This is a genomic window from Saccharopolyspora sp. MMCC62, from assembly GCF_057736575.1.
Genome location: NZ_JBYKCM010000008.1, coordinates 88879 through 105298 on the forward strand (window position 1 = coordinate 88879; position 16420 = coordinate 105298).

Consider the following 16420-nt stretch of genomic DNA (forward strand, 5'->3'; position numbering starts at 1 on the left):
TCAGCGGCCCCCTCGCTGCGGATCGTTCTCACGAGTGGCTCCGCCACACGAGAGAACGCCGTCCTCGCGAGGGCCGCTGAGAACCCGCGGGTGGTCCGGCCGCGTGCCGGGTCTCCGCTCAGCGGCGTCGCCGCTGACAGGAAAACGGCCGAGGTCCGCGGACGGGCTTTGCCGGCGGGGGTGTCCGGCCCGGGCGCCGCCCGACCGCCGCCGCGGGGTGTAATGGAGCCATGAGTGCTGCGCTGCGGGTGGGGTTGATCGGGTACGGCATCGCCGGGGCGGTGTTCCACGCACCGCTGATCGCGGCGAACCCGGGGTTCGAACTGTCCGCAGTGGTCACCCGGAACCCGGAGCGGCGCGCCGCGCTGGAGGCCGCGCACCCCGGCACGGCGGTCGTGGACGACGTGCCCGCGCTGCTCGACCGCGGCGGGCTCGACCTCGTGGTGGTGGCCAGCCCGAACCGGCTGCACGTCGAGCACACCACCGAGGTGCTACGCGCCGGGCTGCCCGTGGTGGTGGACAAGCCGTTCGCGCCCACCGCGGCGGCGGCGCGGGAGCTCGTCGCCGAGGCGTGGCGCCGCGACCTGCTGCTCACCGTGTTCCAGAACCGCCGGTGGGACAACGACTTCCGCACCCTCGCGAAGCTGATCGACGCCGGGGAGCTCGGTGCCGTGCATCGCTTCGAGTCCCGGTTCGAGCGCTGGGTGCCGACGCCGAAGACCGGCTGGCGCGAATCCGGCGGTCCGGAGGAGGCCGGTGGCGTGCTCTACGACCTGGGCAGCCACCTCATCGACCAGGCGCTGGCCCTGTTCGGCCCGGTCGCGAGCGTCTACGCCGAAGTGGACGTGCGCAGGCCCGGCAGCGCCGTGGACGACGACACGTTCCTCGCGCTGACGCACGCGGGCGGTGTCCGCTCGCACCTGTGGGTCGGCAAGTTCACCGCCCAGCACGGCCCGCGGCTGCGGGTGCTCGGCGACCGCGCGGGCTACACCAAGTACGGGCTCGACCCGCAGGAGGCGGCGCTGAAGGGCGGGGCGCTGCCCGGCGCCGGCTGGGGCGTCGAAGCCGAATCGCTGCAGGGCGAGCTCGGCACCGTCGAGGAGTCCCGGCGGGTGCCGACCGAACCCGGCGCCTACCCGGAGTTCTACGACCTGCTCGGCACCGCGCTGCGCGAGGGCTCGGCGCCGCCGGTGGACCCGGCCGACGCCATCACCGGGCTGGAGATCATCGACGCGGCCCGCCGCTCCGCCGCGGAGGGCCGGGTCGTCCACCTCTGATCGCCCGGTCGACCACCCCGGTCCGGACGTGCTGATCGATCTCCGGCCGGAGCGGGGATTGCCGCGGCGGTGGGCTGGGAACGCTGCGGAGTGAAGCGATCCCGCACGGCGTTCCCCGGAGGTTCCGGATGGGCACCCGCACCGCCGACGCACCCGCCGACCTCGACGCGCGCGAACTCCAGCGCGTCGACCAGTGGTGGCGGGCCGCGAACTACCTGTCCGCGGCGCAGATCTACCTGATGGGCAACCCGCTGCTGCGGGAACCGCTGCGGCCCGAGCACGTCAAACCGCGGCTGCTCGGCCACTGGGGCACCACGCCCGGGCTGACCTTCCTGTACGCGCACCTGAACCGCGCCATCCGCGACCGCGACCTCGACATGATCTACGTGACGGGGCCGGGGCACGGCGGGCCGGGCGTGGTCGCCGCGACCTGGCTGGAAGGCACCTACGGCGAGATCTACCCGGACGTCGCGCAGGACGTGGCGGGGCTGCAGCGGCTGGTCACCCAGTTCTCCTTCCCCGGCGGGATCCCCAGCCACGCCGCGCCGGAGACACCCGGGTCGATCAACGAGGGCGGGGAACTCGGCTACTCGCTGGCGCACGCCTACGGCGCCGCCTTCGACAACCCGGACCTGACGGTGGCCTGCGTGGTCGGCGACGGGGAGGCCGAGACGGGGCCGCTCGCGACGAGCTGGCACTCGAACAAGTTCCTCGACCCGGTGCGCGACGGCGCGGTGCTGCCGCTGCTGCACCTCAACGGCTACAAGATCGCGAACCCGGCGGTGCTGGCCCGCATCCCCGAGCACGAGCTGCTGGAGCTGCTGCGCGGCTACGGCTACGAACCGCGCGTGGTGTCCGGGCCCGACCCTGCGGTGATGCACCGGTCCTTCGCCGCGGCCCTCGACGGCTGCCTCGACGAGATCGACCGCATCCGCTACCGCGCCCGGCACGAAGGAGTGGTGGAACGACCCCGCTGGCCGATGATCGTGCTGCGCACCCCGAAGGGCTGGACCGGTCCCGACGTGGTGGACGGGCAGCAGGTCGAAGGCACCTGGCGGGCGCACCAGATCCCGCTCTCCGACCCGCGCGGCGACCCGGAGCACCTGCGGCAGCTGGAGGACTGGCTGCGCGGCTACCGGCCGGAGGAGCTGTTCACCGCCGACGGCGCGCCGGTCGAGGAGATCCGGCGGCTCAACCCGGCCGGGACGCGGCGGATGAGCGCGAACCCGCACGCCAACGGCGGCCTGCTGCTGCGCGGGCTGCGGCTGCCGGACTTCCGCGACCACGGCGTGCCGGTGCCCGAACCGGGCGCCACCAGCGGGCAGGCCACCCAGGTGCTCGGCGGGTTCCTGCGGGACGTGCTGACCCGCAACCGGCTCGCCGCGAACTTCCGGCTGTTCGCCCCCGACGAGAACAACTCGAACCGGCTCGGCGCCGTGCTGGAGGCGACCTCGCGGGCGTGGATGGGGGAGACCGAACCGGGGGACGATTCGCTCGCCCCGGACGGGCGGGTGCTGGAGGTGCTGTCCGAGCACACCTGCCAGGGCTGGCTGGAGGGCTACCTGCTCACCGGCAGGCACGGGCTGTTCTCCTGCTACGAGGCGTTCGCGCACCTGGTGGACTCGATGCTCAACCAGCACGCGAAGTGGCTGAAGGTGAGCACCGGGCTGGCGTGGCGGCAGCCGATCGCCTCGCTGAACTACCTGCTCACCTCGCACGTGTGGCGCCAGGACCACAACGGCTTCTCCCACCAGGACCCCGGTTTCATCGACCACGTGGTGAACAAGAAGGCCGAGATCGTGCGCGTCTACCTGCCGCCGGACGCGAACACGCTGCTGTCGGTCGCCGACCACTGCCTGCGCAGCCGGGACTACATCAACGTGGTCGTCGCCGGCAAGCAGCCCGCCCCGCAGTACCTGGGCATCGACGACGCGGAAGTGCACTGCACCAAGGGGATCGGCATCTGGGAGTGGGCGAGCACCGACGGCGACGGCGAACCGGACGTGGTGCTGGCCTGCGCCGGGGACGTGCCGACGATGGAGACCCTCGCCGCCGTGGACCTGCTGCGCCGCCGCTTCCCCGAGCTGCGGATGCGGGTGGTCAACGTGGTGGACCTGATGCGGTTGCAGGACCCGCGGGAACACCCGCACGGACTGTCCGATGTGGAGTTCGACGCGCTGTTCACCACCGACCGGCCGGTCATCTTCGACTACCACGGCTACCCGTGGCTGATCCACCGGCTGACCTACCGGCGGCGCAACCACGCGAACCTCCACGTGCGCGGCTACCAGGAGGAGGGCACCACCACGACCCCGTTCGACATGTGCGTGCTCAACGAGATCGACCGGTTCCACCTGGCCATCGAGGTCATCGACCGCGTCCCGGAGCTCGGGTCCCGGGCGGCGCACGTGCGGGAGGAACTGGTCGGCGCACTCATCCGACACCGGCGGTACGTCACCACGCACGGCGAGGACCTGCCGGAAGTCCGCGACTGGAAGTGGAGCTGATCATGCGGGTGCTGACCGTCAACGCCGGATCGAGCAGCCTCAAGCTGCGCCTGCTGCACGACGACGACCAGGTCGCCGGGCACGACGTGCAGCACTGGCGGGGTGAGCCGGACCCGGTGCGGGACTTCTTCCAGGAGCACGGCGCGCAGGCCATCGGGCACCGGGTGGTGCACGGCGGGCCGAAGCTGCAGGGGCCCGCGGTCGTCGACGACGCGCTGCTGCACTACCTGTCCGGGCTGACCGAGCTGGCACCGCTGCACCAGTCGCGCGCGCTCGACGCGATGCGCGCGGCCGCCGAGTGCGCGCCCGGCACCCCGGCGGTGGCGTGCGTGGACACCGCGTTCCACACCACGCTGCCGGAGGCGGCCCGCACCTACGCGCTGCCGAAGGAGTGGAACGAGCGGTGGGGGCTGCGCCGGTACGGGTTCCACGGGCTCTCGCACGGCTACGCGTCCCGGCGCGGCGCCGGGCTGGCCGGGCCGACCGGCGGGCGGGTGCTGAGCTGCCACCTCGGCGCGGGTGCCTCGCTGGCGGCGGTGCGCGACGGGCGCTGCGTGGACACCACGATGGGGTTCACCCCGGACGAGGGGCTGGTGATGGCGACCCGCAGCGGTTCGGTGGACCCCGGCCTGCTGGAGTGGCTGCTGACCAGCGGGAAGGTCGGTGTGGACGAGCTGTGCGATGCGCTGCGCAAGCGGTCCGGGCTGGCCGGGCTCGCCGGTGGCTCCGGGGACCTGCGGGACGTGCTGACCGCGAGCGCCGACTGCGACCAGGACGCCGAGCTCGCCTACGACGTGTACGTGCACTCGCTGGTGCGGCACGCGGGCGCGATGGTCGCGGCGATGGGCGGGCTGGACCTGCTGGTGTTCACCGGCGGCGTGGGGGAGCACCAGCCGGTGCTGCGCGCGGAGGTCGCGGAACGGCTCGGCTTCCTCGGGGTGGCGGTGGACGCGGAGCGCAACGCGGCGGCCACCGCGGACGCCGACATCGGTGCGGCGGGTGCGCGGGTGCGCACCGTCGTCGTGGAATCCCGCGAGGACCTGGAGATCGCCCGGCAGACCGCGCGGGCCCTCACCGCGGAACCGGTGCCGACCGGGTGAGGAGTTCGACCCGCGCCCGGCCCGCGGACGGGTGCCGGGCGGACAGCCGCACCCGGCCGGTGCCGCGGGTGCTGCGCAGCCACACCGCCCCGGTGCCGCCGGTGTCCGCGAGCGGGAACGGGTTCGGGCCGATGAGCTCGGCGGGACCTTCGAGCTCCAGCGCCACGTCCCCGGCGGTGTGCTGCCGTTCGGCGCCGTAGCGGTCCACCACCCGGATCTCGACGCGGGTGGCGTCCGCGCCGCCCGCGTGCAGTTCCGCGTCGTCGGCGCGCAGCGACAGCCGGTCGGTGGCGCGGTCCGCGCTGAACCGCCTGCGCAGCACCGGCCGGCCGTCGAGGTGGGCGTCGACCCGCAGCTCCGGAATCCCCGTCACCGCGCGGAAATCGGCCAGGAACGGCGGGTGCGGCAGGTGCGGGAACCGATCCCGGGCCGGGGTGAGCGCGGCGAACGGTTCGTCGTCGAGGAACAGCTCCAACGCGTCCGCATTGGACCAGATGGCGGCTTCGGCGAGGTCCTGCACCGGGCTCGGCCCGGTGAGGTCCCAGCAGAACGACGGCTCGACCACCGGCCGCCGCCGCGGATCGACCTGCGCCCGGTACACCGCCGCCCCCGCCTTCGGCACCCGGAACAGGTCGACGACGCCGGGACACTTCACGCCCCGGTCCACGTTCCCGTTGCCCGACGGGTAGTCGAAGCCCGCCCACGCCAGCACTCCCGCGTAGCCCGGATCGCGACCGGCCAGGTCGTGCACCCGCGCGTGCGCGAACGCCTGGCCCTGCTGCACCTGCTGCGGATCGGTGCGGCGGTAGAACTTCGCCGGGCCGGACAGGGTGCCGACGGCCTCGCTGACCAGGTAGGGGAGGTCGGTGCGCGGCGGTGCGAGCTCGGGGCGGGGCAGTCCGTCCGGCCCGGTGCTCGCCGAGTAGTCGTTGCAGCCGAACACGTCGTGCCGGAAGCCGGTGGTGTCGTGGTCGGCGCTGAGGACCGCGCCGGTGGTGGGCCGCGAGCCGTCCAGCTCGTGCACGAGCCGTTCGGTGCGGGCGTAGAGCTCGGGGGAGTCCGGTGTTTCGTTGAGCCGCGCCGCCCACAGCACCACCGACGGGTGGTTGCGGTCGCGCACCACCATGTCGTGCACATCGCGCAGCGCGCGGTCCCGCCAGCGCGCGCCGCCCAGGTGCTGCCAGCCGGGCGGCTCGTCCCAGACCAGCAGGCCCAGCTCGTCGCAGGCGTCCAGGAACGCCTCGTGCGGCGGGTAGTGCGAGCAGCGCACCACCGTGCAGTTCAGCTCCTCCCGCAGCAGCCGCGCGTCCTGCCGCTGCACCCGCGCGGGCATCGCCGCGCCCGCGAACGGGAACAGCTGGTGCCGGTTGAGCCCGAACAGCGGGTACCGCTCGCCGTTGAGCCGGAAGCCGTCGAGGCGGAACTCGACGTGGCGGAAGCCGGTGCGCACCCGGTGCTCGTGCAGCTGCCGTCCGTCGCGCAGCAGCGCCACCACCACCTCGTACCGCCGCGGCGAGTCCGGGTGCCACAGCCGCACCGCGCCCAGCCGGTCCAGCTCCAGCTCCGCGACCGCGCGCCCTGGACCGGCCCGCACCGGTCCCTCGGCGGCGGCGACCGGATCGGGACCGTCCCGGAGTTCCGCGCGCAGCACCAGCTCGCCGCCGACGGCCAGGTCGAGCTCGCACCGCACCCGCAGCGCGCGCCGCGCCGCGTCCAGCACCCGGACGGGCCGGGCGAACACGTCCCGCACGTGATCGGCGGGCCGTGCCACCAGCGACACCTCCCGGTGCAGGCCCGCGGGCTGCCAGAAGTCCACCGCGCTGCTCGGGTTCGCCGAGTTCGGCGGCACCTCCGGGTCGAACCGGCCGTCCAGCACCACGTCCAGCCGGTTGCGCGGCGCCAGCAGCCCGGTGACTTCCCGCTCGAACGGCAGGTACCCGCCCGCGTGCGGGGCGAGCCGGTGCCCGTTCAGCACCGGCCGGGTGGTGGTGAGCGCGCCCGCGAACCGCAGGAAGTACCGCCGTCCCGGCTCGCCCGGGCCGGGGAAGTCGTTGCGGTACAACCAGGTCCGCTCCCAGCTCGCCGGGTCCCAGTCCCGGTGGCCGAGCTCGGCGACCACGTGCGGCAGCAGCACCGGCCGCAGCGCCGCGTCCGGCACCTCCGCCGGGTCCGGCCGGTCCAGCGGCCCGAACGACCAGGTCTCGTCCAGCAGGGTGTCCGCGCGCATCGGCGTCGTCCTCCAGGCGGGAATCCCATGCCAGCACGCGGAGGCCGCCGCGGCTAGGTCCGTCCGGTCGGTGTGCCGTCCCGGTCGGCGAGCCACGCGGCGAACAGCTCGTCGTAGCGCCGCGCCCGCGCCGGATCGGGTTCCACCCGCCGCAGCTCGCAGCCCAGCAGCGGCCGCGCCTCGTCCAGGTCCGCCGCCGCACCGGTGCCGACCAGTGCCACCGCGGCGGCCCCGAGCAGCGTCACGTCCGGTTCGGCGCACACCAGCACCGGGCGTCCGAGCACGTCCGCGCGCAACCGGGTCGCCACCGGGGAGCGGGTGAGACCTCCGGCCAGCAGCACCGGCAGCCGTCCGGAACCCGGCGGGTCGAGCAGGTCCACGCCTTCGCGCACCGTGAACGCGGCACCTTCCTGCGCGGCGCGCACCAGGTGCGCCGCCGAGTGCGCGGGCCCCTGGCCGAGCACGGCGCCGCGATCCTCCGGCTCCCAGCGCGGGAACCGGCTGCCGGTGGTCGCGGGCAGCACCCGCAGCCCGTCCGCACCGGGTGGCACCGCGGCCAGTTCCTCGTCCGCGACCGGCCCGACCAAGCCGCGCCAGCCGGCGACCGCCCCGCCCGTCATGCCGGTCGCGCCCCCGGCGACCCAGCGGTCCCCGAGCAGCGCCGGGTTGAGCAGCGCCGACGGCGGGGCGGCGGTATCCGCGAGCAGCCGTCCCAGCACGTCGGTGGTGCCCGCGACGTCGGCGATGCCCCCGGGATCCGACCCGAGCAGCAGCCCGATGCCGATCGACCCGTCCGGCCCGCCCGCCAGCACCGGCGTACCCGCGGGCAGCCCGCAGCGCTCGGCGGCGTCGCGGTGCACCTCGCCCACGACCTCGGTGGGCCGCAGCTGCGCGGGCAGCCAGGACGGATCGATGCCCAGCGCCGCCAGCGCCCGCCGGTGCCACGTCCGGCCCGGCACGTCGGCGAGCAGCGTGTAGGCGGCGTGCACCGAATCCGTGCGGACGCGGCCGGTCAACCGGGCCACCAGGAAGTCCTTCGGGCTCAGCAGGTGCCGCACCCGGTCGGCCACCGCCGGATCGCGGCGCAGCGCCAGCGCGCGGGCCAGCGCCCCGCCGGTGAGCGCCGGCCGCCGCGCCGCCCGCAGCAGCGCGTCCCGCAGCTCAGCGTCGACCGCGCGCAGCTCGTCGAGGCCGCGCGGATCGGACCAGCCGCCTGCCTCGTCCACCGGCCGCAGCCGCTCGTCCACCGCGACCACGCCCAGGTGCGCGGAGACCACCAGCGCCGACACCGGTGTGCGGGGGAGCGCGGCGAGCGCCGCCAGCACGTCGGTGCACAACCGCTCCGCGTCGAACAGCTCGCCGCTCCCGGCGGGCCGCTCCACCCGCGCGCGGCCGCGGAGCGCGCCGTCCTCGCCGACCGCGGCCGCGCGGACCGCGGAGGTGCCCACGTCGACGGCGACGACGCAGCGCGCGCCCCGGTTCATCGGCGTCCGCTCACACCGCACCGCCGTCCCGCAACCGCGCCAGTTCTTCGGCGCTGCGGCCGAGCAGTTCGCGGTAGACGTACTCGTTGTCCTCGCCGACCGTCGGCGGCGCCTTGCGGGTGGTGGGCGGGCTCTTGTCCATCTTCACCGGGTTGCCGGGCACCCGGAGCCTGCCCAGCTCGGGGTGTTCGACGTCCACGACCATGTCGCGGGCGGCGATCTGCGGGGAGGACGCGACCTCGGGCACGGTCGCCACCTTGGCGCAGGGGATGCCCGCCGCACCGAGCACCTCGCCGATCTCCGCGCAGCTGCGGTGCTCCGCCCACTGGGCGACCGCCTGCTCCAGCGGCTCCTGGTCGGCCATCCGGCCCGCGACGGTGCGGTACTCGGGCACCTCCAGCAGGTCCTCCCGGTCGATGGCGCGGCACAGCTTCGGGAACAGGCCGTTGGTGCCCGCCTGCACGTACATGTCGCCGTCCAGCGCCGGGTACACGTTGACCGGTGCGGTGAGCAGGTCCCGCGATCCGCTGCGCGGCATGTCCAGGTCCAGCATCAGGTGCGCGATCAGCCGGGTGCCCAGCGTCGCGAACATCGAGTCCAGCGAGGCCACGTCGACCCGCTGGCCCTCCCCGGTGGCCTTGCGGTGCGCGATCGCGGCGAACGCGCCGATCGCCGCCTGGTATCCGGTGACGTAGTCGGCGATGTAGGTGCCGGTCAGCGTCGGTTTCCCGTCGGCCTCCCCGGTGATGGACATCAGCCCGGAGGAGGCCTGCGAGATCGCGTCGAACAGCGCCCGCTGGGACAGCGGCCCGGTCTGGCCGTACCCGGAGATCGACACCAGGACGACGTCCGGTTTGAGCTCCACCATCCGCTCGTAGCCGAGGCCCATCCGCTCGACCGTGCCGGGCCGGTAGTTCTCCACCACCACGTCGGCCCAGCGGACCAGGTCTTCGAGCACGGCGAGCGCCTCGGGGTGGCGGGTGTCGAGGGTGGCGCCGTGCTTGTTGCGGTTGTAGAGCATCGTGTAGACGCTCTCACCCCGGTAGTAGGGCTCGTGGTGGCGCGCGTCCTCACCGCCGGGGCGTTCGACCTTGACGACCTCCGCGCCGAAGTCCGCCAGGATCTGCGCGCAGATCGGCCCTGCGATGAACCGGGACAGGTCCAGGACCTTCAGCCCGTCCAGCGGGCCGGGTGATCCGGATGGCATCGTCGCCCTCCTCCTCGTGCCGCCGGGCCGCATCGCCCGGCGTTCCCATGGTGCGCCGCCGCGCGCGCAGCGGTTCCGCCGCGCGGAGCAAGCGCGAAGTCCGATCGGCTCAGCTCTGCGGGCGGTGCGGGGTGAACGCGGGATAGGTCCAGGCGTTGGCCGCGCGGTCCAGCACCACGTCGATCAGGAACGGGCGGCCCGTGGCGAACGCGTCCTTCGCGGTGGTCAGGAGCTCGTCGACCTCGGTGACGCGCGCGGCGGCGACGCCCATCCCGGCGGCCACCCGGGCGAAGTCCACGTCGCCGAAGTCGACGCCGGTGGTGCGCCCGTCGAAGTGCAGCTCCTGCTCCTGGCGGATGTTGCCGTAGCTGGAGTCGTTGAGGACGACCAGCACGACCGGGCCGCCGGTGCGGGCCAGCGTCTCCAGCTCGCCGAGGCTCATGCCCAGCGAACCGTCGCCGATCAGCGCCAGCACCGGGGATTCCGGGTCGGCGGCGGCGCAGGCGATGGCCGCGGGCAGCGCGAAGCCCATGTTCCCGAAGCCGACGGGCTTGAGGTAGCGGTGCGGCAGCTCCATCTCCCACAGGAACGACCACACGCCGGGGTTGCCCGCGTCCGGGATCAGCACCGTCTCGGCGGGCGCGACCTCGCGCAGCGCGCGGACCGCGGCGGCGGGCGCGATGGTGCCCGCGGTGACCGGTGCGCGGGATTCCGAGCGCGCCCACCACTCGCGTTCGGCGTCCCGCAGCTCGTCGAGCCAGCCGGCGCGTCCGGCGCGCGCCTGCTCGGCGCGGTCGGCGGTGGCGGTGCGCAGGTCGCGGCTGAACGCGGCGAGGTCGCCGACGACGCCGGTGGTGCTCTCCGCGTAGTAGCGCCCGATCATCGCCGGGTCCACGTCCACCTGGACGACCTGCGGCAGCCGCAGCCGCCACCGGCCGGTGGAGACCGCGTTGAGGCTGTTCCCCAGCGCCAGCACCAGGTCCGACTCGGCGACGACCCGCGAGCTCAGGTTGGTGCCCATCCGGGACAGCGCGCCGAACACCAGCGGGTGCGTGGTGGGCACCGCCCCGATCCCGTTGAAGGTGGTGACGACGGGGATGCCGAGCGCCTCGGCCAGTGCCAGCACCTCGGCGCCGCCGCGGGACCGGTTGCCGCCGTTGCCGAGCCAGATCACCGGGCGTTCCGCGGTGAGCACCCGTTCGGCGATCTCGGCGATGCGGGCGGGGGAGGCGACCGGCCGGTCCTCGACCCAGGAGCGCGCCGGGTGCACCGCGGGCACCTCCGGCGCGTCGGCTAGCACCTGCTCGATGGTGTCCCGGGCGAAGTCGAGGTGCACCGGACCGGGGTTGCCGGTCATGGCGTTGACGTAGGCCTCCTCCATCGCCTGCTTGATCGAGGAGCCGTGCGCGACGAGGCGGGAGAACTTGGTGAACGGCGCGAAGATCTGCACGTGGTCGGCGTTCTGCGCGTCGTCCTTGTGGATGTTCTCGCCGTTGTTGTTGCAGGTGATGATGATCGCCGGGCTGGAGTCGCGGAACGCCCCGCCGACGCCGGTGAGCAGGTTCGTGGCCCCCGGCCCGGTGGTGGCGATGGCGACCGCGGGCCGCCCGGTGCGGCGGCCGTGCGCGTCGGCCATGACCGCGGCGGCGCCTTCGTGCCGGGTGTGCACGAACTCGATCGACGGGGTGTCGATGAGCGCGTCGGTGATCGCGAGGGTCTGGCCGCCGACCACGCCGAAGACGTGGGTGATCCCGAGCGATTCGAGCATCGTCACGACGAGCTGACCGCCGGTGGGCTTGTCCGACATCCGTGCATCCTCACTTCGCGTTGGGCAGGTCCGCCGGTGGCGCGCGGCGGGTTCACGTCCTGGCTCCGCCCCGGCCGGTGTCCGGATCTCCAGGGGGTGCGCGGGTTCCTCCTCGGCCGGCTCGCGCCGGGCGGGTCGCCCCTTGACCGGGGCGGTGCGCCGGGCTTTACTGTAGCTCGAAACGGCTAGTTGTCTAGTCTTTTGTTCGGAGCGGTGCCGGGGCATCATCGAGTACCCCGCGCACGACCAGCGGAGATCCCGGCGCGCTCCGCGGAGCGGGCACCGGACGCGCGCACCTGGCGCGACCGGACCGGCCGACGACACCTGAACCACAGCGACAACGGAGTCAGCACATGGTCAGTGGCCCACCACCCACCTCCCCGCCGGAGCACGCCCCCGACCGGCGGCGGCTGGCACGGCGCGCGGCGTTCGCCAGCCTCGTCGGGACCGCCGTGGAGTGGTACGACTACTTCATCTTCGGCACCGCCTCCGCGCTGGTGTTCGGCAGGCTGTTCTTCCCGGGCGACGACCCGGTCATCGGCACCCTGTCCGCGTTCGCGGTGTTCGGCGTCGGCTTCTTCGCCCGCCCCGTCGGCGGCATCGTGTTCGGGCACCTCGGCGACAAGATCGGCCGGAAGGCCGCGCTGGTCACCACGCTGCTGATGATGGGGACGGCGACGTTCCTCATCGGACTGCTGCCCACCGCCGCGACCATCGGGATCTGGGCACCGGTGCTGCTGGTGCTGTGCCGCCTGGTGCAAGGGCTCGGCGTCGGCGGCGAGTGGGGCGGGGCCTCGCTGGTCGCCGTCGAGTTCGCGCCCGCGGGCAAGCGCGGTCTCTACGGCACCTTCCCGCAGATCGGCAACGCCGTCGGGCTCGTGCTGAGCACCGGCATCTTCGCCTGGGTGTCCACGTTGCCCGAACCGCAGCTGATGTCCTGGGGCTGGCGGGTGCCGTTCCTGCTCAGCGGGGTGCTGATCGCGCTGGGCATGGTCATCCGGCTCAAGCTCACCGAGACGCCCGCCTTCCAGGCCGCGCAGCGCAGCCTCGACGCCGACACCGCCGGAGCGGAGAAGCCGCCGCTCGGCCAGGTGCTGCGGCACTTCCGGCGGCCGCTGCTGCTGGCGATGGGGATGCGGCTCGGCGAGGTCTTCGCCGGATACCTCATCCTCACCATCGGGCTGGCCTACGCCAAGAGCTACACCGACCTGCCCGAGACCGACGTGCTGCTGGCCGGGACGGTCGCGGCGGTGCTCGCGCTGTTCGGCTACGGCGCCTCCGGGCTCGCCTCCGACCGCTGGGGCAGGCGCGCCGTGTTCGCGTTCGGCGCGATCGCCGGGCTGGTACTGGTGTTCCCGTTCTTCTGGGCGCTGGACACCGGGTCGGTCGCGCTGATGTTCGTGGTCTACGTGGGCTTCTACGTGCTCTCCGTCGGGCCGATGTACGGCGTGGAACCCGCGTTCTTCGCGGAGCTGTTCGGCACCAAGGTCCGCTACACCGGCATCTCGCTGGCCGCGCAGCTGCCCGGCATCCTGATCGGGTTGTGGCCCGCCGCGTCCACCGCGCTGCTGCTGGCCACCGGCGGCGATCCGTGGCCGGTCGCCGCGATCACCGGCGGCTTCGTCCTCATCGGACTGGTGTGCGCGTGGCTGGCACCGGAGACCAGCAGGCTCGACATCGACGGCACCGACGGCACGCCCGAACCCGCCGCCACGCCCGCCGTCGAGGGGGGAGGGGTGCGATGACCGCGCCACCGCTGGACGGGCTGCGCGTGCTCGACCTGTCCCGGTTCATCGCCGGACCGCTGTGCTGCCAGATCCTCGGCGACATGGGCGCCGAGGTCATCAAGGTCGAGCGGCCCGGCGGCGAGGACTCGCGGCGCAACGTGCCGCACCACCGCGGGCACAGCCTCTACACGCTCAACTACAACCGCAGCAAGCACGGCGTCACGCTCGACACCCGGCACCCGAAAGCGCTGGGAGTGCTGGAAGAACTCGTGCGCGGCAGCGACGTCGTGGTGGAGAACTTCCGGCCCGGCACCCTCGCGAAGATGGGCCTCGGCTGGGAGCGGATCCACGAGCTCGACCCGCGCGCCGTGCTGGTGTCGATCTCCGGGTTCGGCCAGACCGGCCCGAACCGGGACCGCGCCCTGTTCGACGCGATCGCGCAGGCCGCTTCCGGGCTGATGAGCATGACCGGCACCCCCGACGGGCCGCCCACGATGGCCGGGGCGTTCGTCGCCGACCACATCGCCGCCTTCCACGGGGTGATGGGCGCGATGATGGCGCTCGCCGCCCGCGCCCGCACCGGCAGCGGCCAGCACGTCGACATCTCCTGCCTGGACGCGCTGTTCTCCTGCATGGGCACGCTGCCCGCGGCCTGGCGGATGCTCGGCGAGGAGACCGGGCGCACCGGGAACCGGGACCACATCACGGTGCCCGCCAACGCCTATCCCACCGCCGACGGGTACCTGTACCTGCACGCGGGCACCGACGCGCTGTTCCCGCGGCTCGCGGCCGCGATGGGGGCGCCGGAGCTCACCGAGGATCCGCGGTTCGCCGACCAGGAGTCGCGGCTGGTGCACGTCGAGGCGCTCGACGACGTGGTGCGCGGCTTCACCCGGCGGCACACCTCGGCGCACGTCGGCGAGCTGCTGGCCGCGGCGGGCGTGCCGTACTCCCCGGTCCGCAGCGTCGCCGAGGCGACCGACTCGGAGCAGGTGCGGGCCAGGGACATGATGATCGAGGTCGAGCACCCCGAGCTGGGCACCCTCGTGCTGCCCGGGCTCGCCCTCAAGCTCGGCGCCACGCCCGGCTCGGTCCGCAAGGCGCCGCCGCTGCCCGGCGAGGACAACGCCGAGGTCTACTCCCGGCTGCTCGGCCTGAACGCCGAGGAGCTCGCCGCACTGCGCGCCGACGACGTGATCTGAGCCCCCGACAGGAAGCGAGAACCGCATGACCTGGCGAGATCTGACCGATCCGCGCGTGGTGGCCCGCGGCGTGGACCACGAGGCCGGGCTCAAGGAACCGGTCTTCGAGAACCTGAGCATCCCGGAGCACTTCGGGCCCGTGACCGTCCTCGTCGACGACCACAAGATCAAGCGGTACGCGTTCACCCAGGACGACCACCACCCGTGGCACTTCGGCCCGAGCCCGTTCGGCGGCCGCATCGCGCACGCCGGGCTGCTGTCCAACGACCTGGTGCAGCTGTTCACCACCGCCTACCGGGCGAGCCGCACCGTCGGGCTGCACACCGAGGAGCAGCTGTGGTTCGACGGGCCCGCGCACCTCGACGAGGAGGTGGTGCTGGCCGGGACCTACGTGGACTCCTACACCCGGCGCGGCCAGGACTACGTGGTGATGGAGGCGAGCGCCACCGGCACCGGCGGCCGCGGCATCCTGCGGCACCGCGGCGTGGAGATCCTGCGCACCCGGCCCGGCGACGTCGCGGGCCGCAACCGGACCGGTGGCGGTGGCGCGGCCGGGACGGTGGACGGCACCTCGGACCCGGACGCCCCCACCGCGGTCGTCGGCACGCCGACGGTGCGGCCCGGGGCACCGCTGCCGCCGCTGCACGTCACGATCACCCAGGAGCAGGCCTCGGTGTTCTCCCGCTGCGGCGAGTACGTCCGCAACACCCACAGCGACTTGGCCGTGGCCCGGGAGGCCGGGCTGCGCATCCCCATCGTGCAGGGCCAGCAGCAGTGCGGGCTGATCACCGGGATGCTCACCCGCTTCTTCGGCGCCGACCTGTTCACCGGCGGCTGGCTGCGGGTCAAGTTCATCAACCCCGTCGAGGTCTTCGAACCCCTGGAGGTGGGCGGTGCCGTCACGGCCGTGGAGGAAGCGGGGCCCGGACGCCTCGCGATCGACGTCGAGGTGTGGGTGCGCCGCGCCGACGGCAAGCTCAGCACCGTCGGCTGGGCGCGCGCCGAAGCCCCCGAAACCGGCCCGCGGCAGAGCTGAACCTCCGCACCGGGCGGATACCCTGAGATCCGATCACACCACCCCGAGGAGTTCCCCGCCGTGGCCACGCGCCCGATGTACGAGGTCATCCGAGACGACCTGCTCGACCGGATCAACACCGGCGCGCTCGCCCCCGAGAGCCGGCTGCCCAGCGAGAAGGAACTCGCCGAGCGCTACGGCGTCAGCCGCATGACGGTCCGGCAGGCCTTCGACGCGCTGGTGCGGGAACGGCTGGTGGTGCGCAGGCGCGGTGCGGGCAGCTTCGTGGCCCCGCGGCGCGCCCGGTCCCGGCGGCTGAACCGGCTGGTGCCCTTCGGCGACGAGGTCACCGAGGACGTGGTCACCACCGAGATCCGCCGCGCCGTGCTGGTCCCGCCCGGGGAGATCGCGGAGGTCCTCGATCTCGACGAGGCCGCGGAAGCGGTCCGGCTCGTCCGGCTCCGCACCGTGGACGGGACGCCCGCGGCCGTGCAGGAGTCCTGGGTGCCGGTCGCCGCCGCCCCCGGACTGGCCCGTGCCGAGCTGCTCGCCGGCTCGCTGTACCGCACCCTCGCCGAGCGCTGCGGCGTCGCGGTCAGCTGGGCCGAGCAGGAGATCACCGCCTGCGCCGCGACGAAGGAGCTCGCCGGCCTGCTGGAGGTGGCGGTGCGCGCCCCGCTGGTGGAGGCGCACCGGACCACGCACGACGACACCGGGCGCGCCGTCGAGCACGCCCGGAGCTGGACCCGGCCGGAATTCCCGTTCGTCGTCCGGCTCGACACCTGATCCCCCGCGGCACGAGCCGCGCACCCCGTCGCCACGTCCCGCCCGCCGCGGGACGGCGATGCCCCACGCCCAGAGGAGCTG

The 16420-nt window shown here is 74.0% G+C and carries 11 protein-coding genes; 7 read left to right on the forward strand and 4 right to left on the reverse strand.

The features are described from left to right. The first annotated feature begins 230 nt into the window (after positions 1–230). From AC29IT_RS19320 to AC29IT_RS19330, 3 genes are all read left to right on the forward strand, one after another. The gene (locus AC29IT_RS19320; protein WP_488219686.1) at positions 231–1277 is read left to right on the forward strand and encodes a Gfo/Idh/MocA family oxidoreductase; all 1047 of its coding nucleotides are present in this window, start codon (positions 231–233) and stop codon (positions 1275–1277) included. A gap of 128 nt (positions 1278–1405) precedes the next feature. Further along, the gene (locus AC29IT_RS19325) at positions 1406–3784 is read left to right on the forward strand and encodes a phosphoketolase family protein (protein WP_488219687.1); all 2379 of its coding nucleotides are present in this window, start codon (positions 1406–1408) and stop codon (positions 3782–3784) included. A gap of 2 nt (positions 3785–3786) precedes the next feature. Then, a complete protein-coding gene (locus tag AC29IT_RS19330) occupies positions 3787–4884 on the forward strand; it encodes an acetate/propionate family kinase (protein ID WP_488219688.1) in 1098 nt (365 codons plus the stop codon). Here the strand turns inward: AC29IT_RS19330 and AC29IT_RS19335 are convergent. From AC29IT_RS19335 to AC29IT_RS19350, 4 genes are all read right to left on the reverse strand, one after another. Further along, positions 4856–7111, reverse strand: a complete 2256-nt coding sequence (locus AC29IT_RS19335) for a glycoside hydrolase family 2 protein (protein WP_488219689.1) — start codon at positions 7109–7111, stop codon at positions 4856–4858. The two genes, AC29IT_RS19330 and AC29IT_RS19335, sit on opposite strands and share 29 nt — an antisense overlap. Positions 7112–7164: 53 nt before the next feature. Continuing rightward, positions 7165–8595: a xylulokinase gene (locus AC29IT_RS19340; RefSeq protein WP_488219690.1), complete on the reverse strand. Its 1431-nt coding sequence runs from the start codon at positions 8593–8595 to the stop codon at positions 7165–7167. A 10-nt stretch (positions 8596–8605) separates the two neighbouring features. Further along, positions 8606–9802: a CaiB/BaiF CoA transferase family protein gene (locus AC29IT_RS19345; protein ID WP_488219691.1), complete on the reverse strand. Its 1197-nt coding sequence runs from the start codon at positions 9800–9802 to the stop codon at positions 8606–8608. 109 nt (positions 9803–9911) lie between these two features. Continuing rightward, positions 9912–11609, reverse strand: a complete 1698-nt coding sequence (locus AC29IT_RS19350; RefSeq protein ID WP_488219692.1) for a thiamine pyrophosphate-binding protein — start codon at positions 11607–11609, stop codon at positions 9912–9914. A 353-nt stretch (positions 11610–11962) separates the two neighbouring features. Between AC29IT_RS19350 and AC29IT_RS19355 the strand changes: the two genes are divergently transcribed. The 4 genes from AC29IT_RS19355 to AC29IT_RS19370 are packed head-to-tail and all read left to right on the forward strand — an operon-like array spanning position 11963 to position 16339. Continuing rightward, complete coding sequence (locus AC29IT_RS19355) at positions 11963–13354, forward strand: MFS transporter (RefSeq protein ID WP_488219693.1); 1392 nt, start codon at positions 11963–11965, stop codon at positions 13352–13354. Then, positions 13351–14538 (forward strand): CaiB/BaiF CoA transferase family protein, encoded by a 1188-nt coding sequence (locus AC29IT_RS19360; protein ID WP_488219694.1) that lies wholly within the window; start codon positions 13351–13353, stop codon positions 14536–14538. Before AC29IT_RS19355 ends, AC29IT_RS19360 begins: the two co-directional genes overlap by 4 nt. 25 nt (positions 14539–14563) lie before the next feature. Next, positions 14564–15574 carry a hypothetical protein gene (locus AC29IT_RS19365; protein ID WP_488219695.1) on the forward strand — a complete coding sequence of 337 codons (1011 nt, stop codon included), beginning with the start codon at positions 14564–14566 and terminating at the stop codon, positions 15572–15574. Positions 15575–15634: 60 nt separating this feature from the next. Beyond that, the gene (locus AC29IT_RS19370; protein WP_358444971.1) at positions 15635–16339 is read left to right on the forward strand and encodes a GntR family transcriptional regulator; all 705 of its coding nucleotides are present in this window, start codon (positions 15635–15637) and stop codon (positions 16337–16339) included. The last annotated feature ends 81 nt before the right edge of the window (positions 16340–16420 follow it).